9 protein-coding genes are annotated in these 14816 nt (G+C 42.4%); 8 read left to right on the top strand and 1 reads right to left on the bottom strand.

Going from position 1 to position 14816, the window contains the following annotated elements; genetic code table 11:
* Positions 1–396 precede the first annotated feature (396 nt).
* A complete protein-coding gene (locus PING_RS10430; RefSeq protein ID WP_011770335.1) occupies positions 397–1482 on the top strand; it encodes an ABC transporter ATP-binding protein in 1086 nt (361 codons plus the stop codon).
* Between the two features lie 281 nt (positions 1483–1763).
* Positions 1764–2270, top strand: a complete 507-nt coding sequence (locus PING_RS10435) for a glucose PTS transporter subunit EIIB (protein WP_011770336.1) — start codon at positions 1764–1766, stop codon at positions 2268–2270.
* Between the two features lie 441 nt (positions 2271–2711).
* On the opposite strand, the gene PING_RS10440 is transcribed toward PING_RS10435, so the two are convergent.
* Positions 2712–3782 (bottom strand): LacI family DNA-binding transcriptional regulator, encoded by a 1071-nt coding sequence (locus PING_RS10440; RefSeq protein ID WP_011770337.1) that lies wholly within the window; start codon positions 3780–3782, stop codon positions 2712–2714.
* 671 nt (positions 3783–4453) lie between these two features.
* On the opposite strand from PING_RS10440, the gene PING_RS10445 reads away from it, so the two are divergent.
* The 6 genes from PING_RS10445 (at position 4454) to PING_RS10470 (ending at position 14549) form a co-directional block, all read left to right on the top strand.
* Positions 4454–6556, top strand: a complete 2103-nt coding sequence (locus tag PING_RS10445; protein ID WP_011770338.1) for an alpha-galactosidase — start codon at positions 4454–4456, stop codon at positions 6554–6556.
* A 236-nt stretch (positions 6557–6792) separates the two neighbouring features.
* On the top strand, positions 6793–7812 hold the full coding sequence (gene galE, locus PING_RS10450) for a UDP-glucose 4-epimerase GalE (RefSeq protein WP_011770339.1): 1020 nt from the start codon (positions 6793–6795) through the stop codon (positions 7810–7812).
* An 85-nt stretch (positions 7813–7897) separates the two neighbouring features.
* Positions 7898–8950 (top strand): UDP-glucose--hexose-1-phosphate uridylyltransferase, encoded by a 1053-nt coding sequence (locus PING_RS10455; RefSeq protein ID WP_011770340.1) that lies wholly within the window; start codon positions 7898–7900, stop codon positions 8948–8950.
* A 56-nt stretch (positions 8951–9006) separates the two neighbouring features.
* Positions 9007–10167 (top strand): galactokinase, encoded by a 1161-nt coding sequence (galK, locus tag PING_RS10460; protein ID WP_041767157.1) that lies wholly within the window; start codon positions 9007–9009, stop codon positions 10165–10167.
* A gap of 55 nt (positions 10168–10222) precedes the next feature.
* Positions 10223–11296 carry a galactose-1-epimerase gene (gene galM / locus PING_RS10465; protein WP_011770342.1) on the top strand — a complete coding sequence of 358 codons (1074 nt, stop codon included), beginning with the start codon at positions 10223–10225 and terminating at the stop codon, positions 11294–11296.
* Positions 11297–11441: 145 nt separating this feature from the next.
* Positions 11442–14549: a beta-galactosidase gene (locus tag PING_RS10470; protein WP_011770343.1), complete on the top strand. Its 3108-nt coding sequence runs from the start codon at positions 11442–11444 to the stop codon at positions 14547–14549.
* The last annotated feature ends 267 nt before the right edge of the window (positions 14550–14816 follow it).

Consider the following 14816-nt stretch of genomic DNA (forward strand, 5'->3'; position numbering starts at 1 on the left):
GAACACTCCACCTTTCCGAGTTTCGAGACTTGCACAATTATCATCATCTTTGTGATCAATATTTACATAGAAATCAAGTTCAATTTTTATGAAAGCTCACAACAAACACGATGGATTAAAGATAGTAAAACCTAATCAAACCTTTACACCAGTACATGATGTTTCTGAAAACATGGCTGTAAAGGCAGTGCAATCAATATAAAGCAATTGGATATGGCATTAATACTGGCTAGGTATGATTTCGCAAACAATGTCACAAAATGACTCCTAAACATTCCATAAACATGATATAGATCAACAAATGAATATTATTGACTAACAAATTTTAACAAAAAGCATATCTTGAGAACCACATTAGATACCAGTATATAAATTATCCATAAAAAGGAGCTTGTAATGGAAGACATTACACTTAAGAAGGTCATTAAACGTTTTGACGATGTGCAAACTATCCATGGTATTGATTTAGAAATAAGTCATGGTGAATTTGTGGTCTTTGTTGGACCCTCTGGTTGCGGTAAATCAACCTTACTGCGACTGATCGCCGGCCTTGAAGATATTACAGAAGGTGAAATTTATATTGGCGGCAAACTGGTCAACGATATTGATCCCGCTGAGCGTGGTGTCGCCATGGTATTCCAATCCTATGCCCTTTACCCGCATATGACGGTTGAAGAAAATATGGGCTTCGGCTTAAAAATGAACGGCCACACTAAAGAAACAATTTCTAAACAAGTCAACCTTGCGGCAAAGACATTACAGCTTGATGCACACCTTAAACGTAAACCAAAAGAGCTTTCCGGGGGACAGCGTCAACGTGTCGCCATTGGCCGTGCTATTGTTCGAGATCCTAAGGTATTCCTGTTTGATGAACCACTGTCTAACCTGGATGCTGAACTTCGTGTGGAAATGCGTTTGCAGATAGCCAAACTTCACCAAGAGCTGAAAAACACCATGGTTTACGTGACCCATGATCAAGTGGAAGCAATGACACTGGCAGACAAAATTGTGGTACTGCGTGAAGGTCGCATCGAACAAGTAGGCTCGCCATTACAGCTTTATCATAAACCAGTAAACGAATTTGTTGCAGGGTTTATCGGTTCTCCGAAGATGAACTTTATTCCAACAACGGTCACAGCCACATCTGATGATAGCATCACCTTGACCACCCCGGATAATCAGAAATTAATTATTCCTACACCGAAAACAGGTATAAATATTGGTGATCCCCTGACCTTTGGTATTCGACCTGAGCATCTGCTTATTCATGGGGAAGCCGAAATTAAGCTAACATTCAACAGTGAAGTCGTTGAGCGTTTGGGTAACAGCACCTATATGTATGGCCAATCTTCAGGCGTTGATGTCTTTACCGTGCACCTTCCTGGCGATCAAGAAGTTAAAAAATTCCAAACGCTGCAACTTAGCTGTACGAGCGACAATATTCATCTGTTTGACGGGAAAGGTATCTGTATCACGAGCTAAGCTTATCAGAAAGAATTAACTGCTTTATTTTAGCAATGTTAAGACGGGTTTTTATGTTTGAGCGAATTTTCAGAAGGTTCACTTTTTTGTTGTAAAATTGTCTTAATCTAATGGTTATAACAATACTGCTTTAGCAGTTACTGCCCTATTTTTTAATATAAAGTGTTGTTTAATAAAAGGTGATAATTGAAAGAATGTCACCTTTGACAATCGCTAAACAAGATTCAATATAAAGCAGAGCCGAATATCTACATTTTATTAAACGACAGAAGAGATAACATATGCGAAATAACCTTTCAGACTCAAAAATGGCCGCAGAGCTTATCACTGCGCTTGGTGGTGAGCAAAATATCGAACAACTCGATGCCTGTCTAACGCGTCTAAGAATTTCCGTTAAAGAAACAAAAAAGGTAGATCAAGCTCATCTGAAAGAACTAGGCGCGCTGGGGGTTGTGATCATTGGCAATATTATTCAAGTATTATTAGGCACTAAGTCCGACGATTATAGACAAGAGATGCAAAATTGGATGGATGCTAATCCAAAAATGGGGATTGGCGGTGATTTAGTGGGCGCATTTGGGGGTAAAGAAAATATCCTGGCACTGGATGCATGCCTAACGCGTCTCAGAGTGTTGGTTAAAAAAATAAAAGATGTAGATCAAGTGAAGTTAAAAGAACTGGGTGCTAATGGTGTGGTTGTTCAGAGTGCAGATAAAAAAATTCAAGTAATTTTTGGCAGAGAATCGAATGATCTTAAAGAAGCAATGAAAGATTGGATCAGGCAATAATTATTAAGTTAAGCTGAGAAACCCTTGCAAAAAAATGAGAGAATAGCAGCTATGCTGTTAGCCTCTCATTTTATACCCACTTCAATCCTTCATTTATTGATTGCCCTGCAATATTTTAACTGCATTACATTACTCTGTTAAAAATTCTTTGATTCGTATCATTACACCATCGTATAAAGCTATCGATGATCAACTTCTTTATTGGATTGTTTATACCAATATGTGCTTCGCATATTGTTAAGCAAAGCTGCTCAATTAAAACCGGATAAACCTAAAGTAATACTGCTGAAAATGTAAGAAAGCGCTGTTAATCTAAACAGCCCAACTACTTTTAATGGGTTATTTCAATAGCGACGCCGATGTTATAAAAGTAAAAGGGCTTGCAGATGAGTAGCCTAATGGCGACTCAATCCGCTTTATTTTTTGTTTGACTCATACAGGTTATTCAATAAGTAACTTTTCAATTTGCTTAAGCAGCACCTTAATTTTTTGCTCATTAGCCTGCGGGGGTCGATAAGCTTGCGTACTTTTTCGCTCAATCAACTCGGTCACAATAGACTCATGCCGGTAGGATTTTTTTGCTTTATCCGCCACGCTAAAGGCAAGTAAAACAGCGCGTTCGCCAATGGTTAAAAAGTCCTGCTTAATAGTGGTCAATGGTGGCGTGAAATAAGCGCTATCGACAGTATCATCGAAACCAATAACGGATACTTGCTGGGGTACGCTTAAATTAAATTCACTTAATGCCCTTAGTACACCCAGCGCCATTTGGTCATTGGCCACCAGCACACCGTCGAAATCGTGACCGTCGCTGAGCGCTTGACGCATGCACCGATAACCGCTGCTAGCTCGCCAGTCTCCTTCAAACTGATTAATAATTTTGCTGTCCGCATCCTCTTTTAAAACATCTAACCAGCCCTGCAGGCGAAGTCGCGATGCACTGGAGCCCTGAGGACCGTTAATGAATAATAGGCGTTTTCGGCACAACGATAGCATCAATTCAGCCGCTATTTTTGCACCATTATAGCTAGCGCCTGATACCGAGTTGACCTGGCTGTCTGGTGGCACATCAATAAACACAAAATGAATACTCGAATACTGCACAACCAACATTTCAGCATTATCACTGCTCAGTGGAATATTCATAATAATAAATTCCACACGTTGCGCTTTGAGATCATCGACTGCTGTCGTTATTTTATCAATAGCAGGATCAGCAATAACGGATAAGGAAGTACCGTAACCCAGATTTTTTGCCTGCTTACGCACACCATTGGCAAGCAATGATGCGCCATGTAACAAAATATCCAGGGTCACGAGACCAATCATTTTTGACTTTGCCCGCCCTAATATTTGCGCACCTTTATTAGGGATATATCCCAATTGTTTAATAGCCGCATTAACTTTCTCTCTGGTTTCAGGGGCAACGTTCAGCGAACCGTTGGTAACACGCGAAACAGTTTGCGTTGATACGTTAGCCAGCTCAGCTACGTCCTTAAATGTCACATTCATTATCTGCCTCCAACCCTCTTAAAATCATGAAAAATTATAATATTGATCCCTGCTCGAGACGAGCACTTAACACTGTATTGCTTGCAATTATAGCGTTCCTTATACACCAATAAACAATCGATAATCTTTATTTTTCTCTTTTTATTATGCAAAAAAAGATGAAGGAATTGTATAAAGACTCAAGCGATAACGACCTGACCGAGATCGGATCAACAGGGTCTGTTCTCGATCTGCAATCAGCACTCATTTTGTATCTCCAAAAATGGTAACGGAGAAAAATCAATGAGGTTGGCAATCTAAATAAATAGGCAGCCCAATGACTTTTAACTAAGTTAAGTGCTCGCATTTTTTTGCTATTAGTGTTCTGAATATCATGGGTAAAGAACGGCTTATTTGATGATACCTTTTCTGGTTAATTGATAAGTATCATTGAGTTGCCAGATGTAAAATCCACCAGCCTAAAACCCTTTTTACGTCCACTTGACTATACACTTTAAAGGCAGATATTCTGGAAAATATGTTTCCGAAAACAAAAAAAATGACGTAGCGCACAAAAAATAAAATTATACTTGATCTATAACACATTTTTTGGCGCATTAATTGTTTAAAAAAGGCAGTACGTGCCAATATCACCAAATATGTTTTCGCAAACAAAAAACCTAGAGGATCAAATGAAAAATATCATTCATCTTACCAGCAAAAACTGCAGCTTGATCATCAAGGTTGAAACTACCCCTGAAATTCTTCATTGGGGGCCAAAAATAAATCAGATTGATCCCGATATTCTGCTCGCTACCGAGCGGCCTATTCCCCAAGCGCGCCTTGATGTTGATGTGCCGCTTTCTTTATGTCCTGAGTTAGGCAGTGGTCATTTTAATGCACCCGGTCTGGAAGGTCATCGTGAAAGTTTTGATTGGGCCCCTGTTTTTGAAGTATTTGATCAGGATTTGGCAGCGCAGTCTGTCGTCTTTAAACTGCAGGATAAGGTTGCCAAACTGCAGTTAGAGATTGAAATAAAACTGGATTTTGAAAGTGATGTTATCCAAAAACGTATTAAAGTTATTAACACCGGTGAGACTAAATATTCTTTAACCAAGCTTTCTTCTACCCTGCCCCTGCCAAACCATGCTAATGAACTGATGTCTTTCCACGGTCGTTGGAGTCGTGAATTCCAAACCCATCGTCAACGTTTCGCGCACGGTGGTTTTATGCAGGAAAACCGTCGTGGTCGAACTTCTCACGAAAATTTTCCTGGTCTATTTGTCGGCAGCGATCATTTTAATGAACAAAATGGTCAAGTTTGGGGCTTTCATTTAGGTTGGAGTGGTAACCATCAACTGCGTGCGGATGTAAGAAGTGACGGTCGCCGTTTTGTGCAGGCGGGTGAATTATTACTCTCTGGAGAAGTTGTTTTAGGGGCATTAGAAAGTTATAGCACCCCCTGGTTATACGCAACTTACAGTGCAGCGGGTCTTAACGGTATTTCTGAGCACTTCCACCGTTTTGTGCGTGATAATATTATTAAATTCCCAGAGGATAAACCCCGTCCGGTGCACCTGAATACCTGGGAAGGTATCTATTTCGAGCATGATCCACAATACATTATGAAGATGGCGAATGAAGCCGCTGTAATGGGTGTTGAACGCTTTATTATTGATGATGGCTGGTTTATTGGGCGACATGGGGAACGTGCGGCACTCGGTGATTGGTACCTTGATAAGGAAAAATATCCAAATGGTTTAGAGCCCGTTATTAAACACGTCAACGATCTGGATATGGAGTTTGGTTTGTGGGTTGAGCCGGAAATGGTCAGCGAGGAATCAATGCTGTACCGCGCTCATCCGGATTGGGTTTTAGCGTTACAGGGTTACCATCAACCTTCTGGTCGCTGGCAATATGTGCTGGATTTACAAAATACAGCATGTTTCAACTACCTGTTTGAACGCTTAAACGATCTCTTAACACGTTACAATATCTCTTACCTAAAATGGGATATGAACCGTGAGTTAGTACAACCTGGACATCAGGGTAAACCGGCGGTCAGTGGGCAGACTAACGCCTTATACGCGTTGCTTGATAAATTATTAGCGGTCCACACGGAAGTTGAAATTGAATCCTGTTCATCGGGTGGCGGACGCATTGACTTTGAAATTCTCAAACGTACTCATCGTTTCTGGCCATCGGATTGTAATGATGCGTTAGAGCGTCAAACTATCCAACGCGGCATGAGCTACTTCTTCCCACCGGAAGTGATGGGCACCCATATCGGCCCGGAAGAAAGTCATACAACACGCCGTGTTCATCATATCAATATGCGCGGTATGACAGCATTAAGCGGGCACATGGGAGTGGAATTGGATCCTGTTAAAGTGCCGGTAGAGGAAAGACAAGCCTTTGCTAAATATATTGCACTGCATAAACAATACCGTCACTTATTACATAGCGGTCGCAGTTTCCGTGTCGATACTGCAGATAATAGTCAAAATATTTATGGCGTCCATAATAACGATGAAATGCTAATCACCGTCTGTCAATTAACCATGCCCGATTATGCACTGCCGTCACCACTGCGCATTAGCTGCATCGACACAACGGCTCAATATCAAGTTAACTTAGTTGAGACCCCTGAAAACAGCTTCCAATTAATGAAGCAACGCCCTAAATGGTTAGATAAAACCCTTACTTTAAGCGGTGAAAGCCTGAAAGAAATCGGGCTGAGCTTGCCTATTCTTGATCCGGAATCAGCGCTTATGCTGCACTTGAAAAAACGATAAAGCATTTATTGCCGGCTGCCTGATGGGGTAGCCATTTTTTATTGGTCTATTTTGACTATTGTGTTCGTAGCTTATATGCCTAATTTGTTGCTGCATTTTGACTCGCTAACGGGGTAACCTGCAACAATTAGTCCCATTAATATGCAAGGAATAGTCACCACCCTTATGGTCAGTAAACGCAATAACAGCGGTTTTCCTGCCGTATTTATAACCACCCACATTTGGGAGAATGTAGTATGAAAGTATTAGTGACAGGGGGAATGGGTTACATAGGGAGCTTGACCTGCATACAAATGATTGAAGCCGGTATCGAGCCTATTATTGTCGATAATTTAAGCAACAGTAAATTGACTGTATTAGATCGTATTGAAGCGTTAACGCAGATTCGCCCTCTTTTTTACCCAGGTGATGTTCGTGATCAGCATCTATTAGATCGTATTTTCAGCGAACACGATGTTGACTCGGTTATTCACTTTGCCGGGCTCAAATCCGTCGGTGAATCGGTACAGAAACCACTCGAGTACTATGATAACAATGTGAATGGATCGCTGGTGCTGGCTGGTGCGATGCGTAAAGCCTGTGTGAAAAGTTTAGTCTTTAGCTCATCAGCAACCGTTTATGGCGATCCGGCGGTCGTGCCGATCACTGAAAGCTCACCAACGGGTGCGACCACAAATCCCTACGGCCGCAGTAAATATATTGTTGAACAGTGCCTGTCTGACTTGTTTGCCGCAGAGCCCGATTGGAGCATTACCTTATTGCGTTATTTTAATCCTGTCGGCGCCCACCCATCGGGCACTATGGGTGAAGATCCAGAAGGGATTCCAAATAACTTAATGCCCTTTATTGCACAAGTTGCCGTTGGACGTCGTAAATCCTTAGCCGTCTTTGGTGATGATTACCCAACAGCAGATGGTACGGGTGTACGCGATTATATCCACGTCATGGATCTGGCAGACGGACATATTGCAGCACTTAAAGCCGTGGGCAAAAAAGCAGGCTTACATATTTACAATTTAGGCACAGGCAAAGGCAGCAGTGTTCTAGAAATGATCGATGCCTTTTCTAAGGCCTGCGGTAAACCTGTCGCTTATAATATTTTCCCGCGACGCGCCGGTGATATTGCGCAGTGCTGTGCTGATCCCCAAAAAGCACAAAAAGAGCTGGGCTGGAAGGCAAACCGCACAATCATGGAGATGACCAAAGATACCTGGCACTGGCAATCGAAGAATCCACAGGGTTACTCAAAAGCTTAACCCTTACTGGCCATTATTTTTACCTGCTATAAATATTCCCCACCCGCAATATTAGCGAGTGGTGCAGCATACAGAAGAGGACACTATGACAACCATCGCTTTCAACCCAATAGACCACCCGCACCGTCGTTATAATCCACTGACGGGGCAATGGATATTAGTCTCTCCGCACCGCGCAAAACGCCCCTGGAGTGGTCAAGATGAAGCACCTGCAACTGCAACATTAGCAAGTTACGATAAAGACTGTTTTTTATGTCCCACCAATGAACGCATTTCCGGTGATAAAAATCCGGATTACGTTGGCACTTATGTTTTTAACAATGACTTCGCGGCGTTAATGCCTGACAGCCCGAATGCACCTGTTTCTGCAAATCCATTGTTTAAAACGCAAGGCGTACGCGGGTTAAGTCGCGTTATCTGTTTTTCACCAGATCACAGTAAAACACTCCCTGAGCTGCCGGTGAATAAAATCCGCAAGGTTATCGATACCTGGAACGAGCAGATTGAAGAATTGGGTAAAGATTATTTATGGGTACAAGCGTTTGAAAATAAAGGCGCGGCCATGGGTTGCTCACAGCCACATCCGCACGGACAAATATGGGCAAATAGCTTTTTACCCAATGAAATTGAACGTAAAGAAACCTTATTAAAAGCTTACTCTGAAGAACATGGATCAAACCTGTTAATGGATTATGTGCAAGCCGAGTTACAGGATGGTGAACGCACCGTGGTTGAAACCGAGCATTGGCTGGCGGTTGTTCCTTACTGGGCGGCATGGCCCTTTGAAACTATGTTGTTACCAAAAACACCTATTCGCCGCATGAGTGAATTAACCAATCCACAGCGCGATGATTTAGCACTGGCCATTAAAAAGCTGACCAGCCGTTACGATAATTTATTCCAATGCTCATTCCCCTATTCAATGGGCTGGCACTATGCGCCGTTTTTTGAAGCTGGCACAAATATCGACCATTGGCAGCTGCACGCCCTGTTTTACCCACCGTTATTGCGTTCAGCAAGCGTCCGTAAATTTATGGTCGGTTATGAAATGTTGGCCGAAAGTCAGCGTGATTTAACCGCTGAACAGGCGGCTCAAAAATTACGTGATGTAAGTGATATTCATTACCTGGAAAGTTAGTACAAAAATAATAACAAAAAACGTGTTTTTGAAGCCTTTATAATTGAGAGAAAATGATGATTAGTTTAATTGAAAATGTAAAAAATGCTTTTATTAAGCAGTTTAATTACTTAGCAACGGACATTATTCAAGCACCGGGCCGGGTTAATTTAATCGGTGAGCACACGGATTATAATGACGGATTTGTTTTACCCTGCGCCATTAACTATCAAACTATGGTGGCTGCCGCTAAGCGTGAAGACAATATAGTGCGCGTTATTTCTGTTGATTACGGCAATGCGATCGATAGCTTTGATATAACACAACCGATTGAATTTAATAAAGATAAAATGTGGGCTAATTATGTGCGGGGCGTGGTTAAATTTTTGCTCTCCAGAGGATTTAAATTTCAAGGTGCGGATATTGTGGTCAGCGGCAATGTCCCTCAGGGTGCGGGCTTAAGCTCATCGGCTTCATTAGAAGTGGTGATTGGGCAAACATTTAAAACACTCTATGACCTTGATATTAGTCAGGCAGAAGTCGCATTAAACGGTCAGCAGGCAGAAAATGAATTTGTAGGCTGTAATTGCGGCATTATGGATCAGCTTATTTCCGCGCAGGGCAAAAAAAATCACGCGCTGTTAATTGATTGTCGTTCACTGCAGACAAAAGCGGTTTCTATGCCGGAAAATTTATCGATAGTGATTATTAACTCCAATAAAAGACGCGGTCTAGTGGACAGTGAATACAATACACGACGACTTCAATGTGAAGAAGCTGCACGCGTATTCGGCGTGAAGGCGTTACGCGATCTGAGTATTGAGCAGTTTAATGCGCGTATTGCAGAATTAGATGAAGTTGTCGCAAAACGTGCGCGTCATGTTATCACCGAAAATGCACGTACATTACAGGCAGCACAAGCTTTAAGTGAAAATAATATTAGCCTAATGGGCAAGTTAATGGCGGAATCCCATGCCTCTATGCGCGATGATTTCGCCATTACAGTCGCCGAAATCGATAAACTGGTTGATATTGTGAAAACAGAAATTGGGGATCAAGGTGGTGTCCGTATGACCGGGGGCGGGTTTGGTGGCTGCATTGTGGCCTTGATCCCAAGTGAACTGGTTGATGGTGTGAAAGCGGCCGTGGTTAGTCAGTACTCTGCAGCGACAGGATTAGACGCGTCTATTTATGTTTGCAATGCAAGTGTGGGCGCGGGCATTGTCTTAGAAAAATGACAAATGAAGAGTGAAAAGTAATTTAACAAAAAAAGTAATATGACAGAGAAACAATATGACCCTAAGTCGAGCAGAACAGTTACAGAAAAGCATGAGTATTGATCCCGCTTTTGATGGTCAACCCGCTAAAATTTTTGTTTTAAAAAACAGGCTGGGTATGTGTATCACACTGATGGATATTGGTGCGACTTGGTTAAGCTGTGAAATTCCTGTTGGCGATCAAATGCGCGACGTCATTCTTGGCGTCACGACTATGAATGATCATTTACGTCAGAAAGCTTATCTTGGCGCAACGATTGGCCGCTTTGCAAACCGACTTAGCGGCGGACAATTTAAGATTGCCGGGCAACATTATCAAGTTGATAAAAATCAAGGGAATAATACCCTGCACGGTGGCGTGACAGGTTTTGATAAGTGCCGCTGGCACGCACAGCAGCTCAATAATCAGTGCGTTACTTTTACACTCTTATCCAAAGATGGCGACCAGGGTTTCCCAGGCAATTTAGACGTTAAAGTCACCTACCACTTAAGCGATGACAATGAACTGTCCATTGATTATTGGGCAGTGACGGATAAAGCGTGTCCCGTGAGCCTGACCAATCATGCTTATTTTAATTTGATGGGCGAGTCCGGGCAATGCTGTTTACAGCATCAGTTGTTTATTGCCGCCGAACACTATCTGCCGGTGAATAATACGGGCATTCCTATCGGGCATATAAAACCTGTTGCGGGCAGTCGTTTTGATTTTAGCGCGCTGAAAGAAATCAGTCAGGACTTCTTAAGTTGCCAGGATCAGAAGATAGTCGGCGGTTATGATCATTCATTTTTAATCAACAAGGCGCATCAGGATGGCAGCAAAGTGGCGGCTAAATGTGTTTCACCGGATAAAAAAGTGACCCTTGAAATAAAAACCACGCAACCTGCTCTGCAGCTTTATACGGGAAATTATTTAGGCGGGACCCCGAACCGTTCTGGGGGGACCTATAAAAACCGGTCAGCATTGGCGCTGGAAACGCAATTTTTACCCGACGCACCCAATCACCCTGAATGGGATCAGCCCAGCTCAATATTATTGCCTGGTGAGGTATACGCCCATCAAACATCTTATCGCTTTACTGTTGCCGATTAACGAGTATCTCGTTGAGGTATAAAGAACATATTGAATTAATGCCGTGCGGTTAAGCCATTTCAGGCTTATGTCTCAACGGATATCTTAATAGTATATAAAGCACTGAAGGTAAAAAGGTTGGTGTTTTCTTTTTAGGAAGAACAAAATGAGAGAGTTTTCAGAAATAATTAAGGCCCGTGACTGGGAAAACCAAGAGGTAACGCACCAACATGTTGTTCAAGCACATGCCCCTTTACATGCTTTCCACTCAAAACAGGCCGCACTTGATAATCAAGCTTCAGAATTTCAACAATTATTAAACGGCCAATGGCGCTTTCAGTTATTTGCTAAACCGGAAGCAGTCCCCAATCATTGTATTAACATTGATTTTGATGATAGCGCCTGGTCTGATATCACTGTACCAAGTAACTGGCAGCTGCAGGGTTACGATAAGCCTATTTATACCAATGTGAAATATCCCTTTGCAGATAATCCACCTTTTGTCCCTGCTGATAATCCGACCGGCGTATACCGCTTAAATTTCACTTTGCCAACTGCCTGGAAAGAACGTAAAAACACGGTCATTTTTGATGGAGTCAACTCGGCTTTTCACCTTTGGTGTAATGGTATTTGGGTCGGTTATTCTCAAGACAGTCGTTTACCCGCAGAATTTGATTTAAGCTGCCATCTGCAGGCGGGAGACAATCAGTTAACCGTGATGGTATTGCGTTGGTCCGACGGCTCCTACCTTGAAGATCAGGATATGTGGTGGTTGAGTGGTATTTTTCGCGATGTTTGCCTGCTCAGTAAACCGCTTATCTCTATTCGCGATATTACCGTTAGCACAGAGTTAGATGCCTGCTTTAATCATGGCAGTATCAATGTAGTGACTCAACTGAGTGAACAAAGTAGCCAATACACTGCTCAGGTACAGCTATTTGATGCGCAATTACAGCCCGTTACTAAGCTTGTCGGCGCACCCTTTGGGGAGCGCATGATTGACGAGAAAGGCCCGGCAAACGATCGAGCCGAACATAAAATTGCAGTACCATCACCGCATAAATGGAGTTCAGAATCGCCTTATTTATATCGTGTGGTTATTTCCCTGGTCGATAATGAGGGCCAAGTTGTCGACAGTGAAGCTTATCAAGTCGGTTTTCGTGTTGTTGAAATGAGTAATGGCCAGCTTAAACTTAATGGTGAAGCATTATTAATTCGCGGCGTTAACCGTCACGAGCATCATCCGGAAAAAGGTCATGCGATTTCTTATGAAGATATGCTTGTAGATATTAAGCTGCTTAAACAAAACAATTTCAATGCGGTGCGCACTGCGCACTATCCTAATCACCCGCTATGGTATGAATTGTGCGATCAATATGGTTTGTATGTTGTTGATGAGGCCAACCTTGAAACCCATGGACAATTTCCAATGTCACGTTTGTCCAATGATCTTAGCTGGTTAAATGCGTATATGCGCCGCATGACACGAATGGTTGAGCGTGATAAGAACCACCCTTCTATTATTATATGGTCATTAGGTAATGAATCCGGTCTTGGTCATCATCATCATGCCATGTATCAGTGGACTAAACGCAGAGATCCAACCCGCCCTGTGCAGTATGAAGGTGGCGGTGCAGACACGGCTGCCACGGATATTATCGTGCCTATGTATGCCCGCGTCAATAAAGACATCACCCTGCCTAATGCCCCCGATGTGGTGCCTAAAATGGCGATTAAAAAATGGCTGTCGATGCCCAATGAACAGCGCCCTTTGATCCTCTGTGAATATGCACATGCCATGGGCAACAGCTTAGGCAGTTTTGATAAATATTGGCAGGCCTTTCGTGAATATCCCCGTCTGCAGGGCGGATTTATTTGGGACTGGGTTGATCAGGGTTTAACTAAAATCGATGACAATGGGGATAATTACTGGGCATACGGAGGGGATTTTGGCGATCAAATCAACGATCGACAATTTTGTATTAATGGCCTTGTTTTCCCTGACAGAAGTCTACACCCGACCGTTTATGAAGCCAAAAAAGCGCAGCAATTTTATCAATTTAGCCTGGTTGATGGTGATCAGCTCAAGGTTAAAATCGACAGTGAAAATTTATTTATCGAAAGTATGGATGAAACACTTTGCTGGTCGGTCACCGAAGCGGGTTATGTTATCGCCTCGGGTGAGATGGAATTACATGTCACAGCTCAAAGTTCAAAGATTTTAACCTTACTTGAAAGCTACCCCGAACAAAAAATAGGCTGTGACTATTTCCTTAATATTGAAATTGTATTAAATAAGGATAAACCCTGGGCTACGAAAGGTTTTGTTGTTGCCACTGAGCAAGTTGCATTAGCATCGATTGCACAATTGACGAATGTGCCCTTGATTGAGTCAGGTGCGCCGAGACTGAGCGAAGACAAAAACAAGATAACCGTGGCAGGTACAGGTTCCGGCGCAGAATTTGAGCTTGAAATAGACAAACAGCAAGGTGTGATCAGTCAATGGTTAGTGCGCGGTGAAAATAAAATTTTACAGGGACCCAAGGATAACTTTTTCCGTGCGCCTCTGGATAATGATATTGGTACCAGTGAGGCTGACTGTATTGATCCAAATGCGTGGGTGACACAATGGGACACGGCAGGAATAGCGAATCTGGTGCCTCACTGTATCGCGATAGAGGCGGTTACCTTGGCCCGGAGTGTGCTTGTTAAGGTGGAGTTTGGTCACTACGTTGAGAATAAGCTATTAATTTCCAGTCACTGGCAATACACCATAAATAACCAGGGAGAAGTACAGATTGATGTTAATGTTAATCTTGCTAAATCACTATCACCGTTACCACGAATTGGGCTGGAATTGATTCTGCCTGATAGTGAAAAGCCAGTTAATTGGTTTGGTCGTGGCCCCCATGAAAATTATCCCGATAGGATTTTATCTGCACACATTGCTCGCCATTGCTGCTCTATTGAAGAAATGCATACGCCTTATATTTTCCCGTCTGAAAACGGTTTACGTTGTGATGTAAAGGATGCAATAGTTGGCGATTTAACCGTATCAGGTGATTTTCATTTAGCGGTAAGTCGCTATAGTCAAATGAATATTGCGCAGGCCAAACACGTTAATGACCTCATTAACGACCACCAGCTTTATGTCCGTTTAGATGCTTTTCATATGGGCGTGGGCGGCGATGATTCCTGGAGTCCAAGTGTGCATGACGAGTTTCTTTTAAATAAGGAGCACTATCATTACCAGATGATTCTGGCATTTAATTAGCGGCTAGCCATTATTTTCAAAAAAAGACAATACAGCAATGTATTGTCTTTGATAAGTCGTCAGTTATTACCTCTGAACTCATTGAGATTTACTTTTTTATTTTCTCAACACTAGTCAGCCTTCGTAGCATATTTTCATCTGATTCAACAATCACAGTTTGACGCCACGTCTTTAAATTTGTCAATTGGCAATGTGGCTAACAGTTTAAGTGACTGTAAAATGCAATGAATTATTTGTTGTTTTCACCCCAATAAATTTACACCCACT

Source organism: Psychromonas ingrahamii 37 (assembly GCF_000015285.1).
Lineage (GTDB): Bacteria > Pseudomonadota > Gammaproteobacteria > Enterobacterales > Psychromonadaceae > Psychromonas > Psychromonas ingrahamii.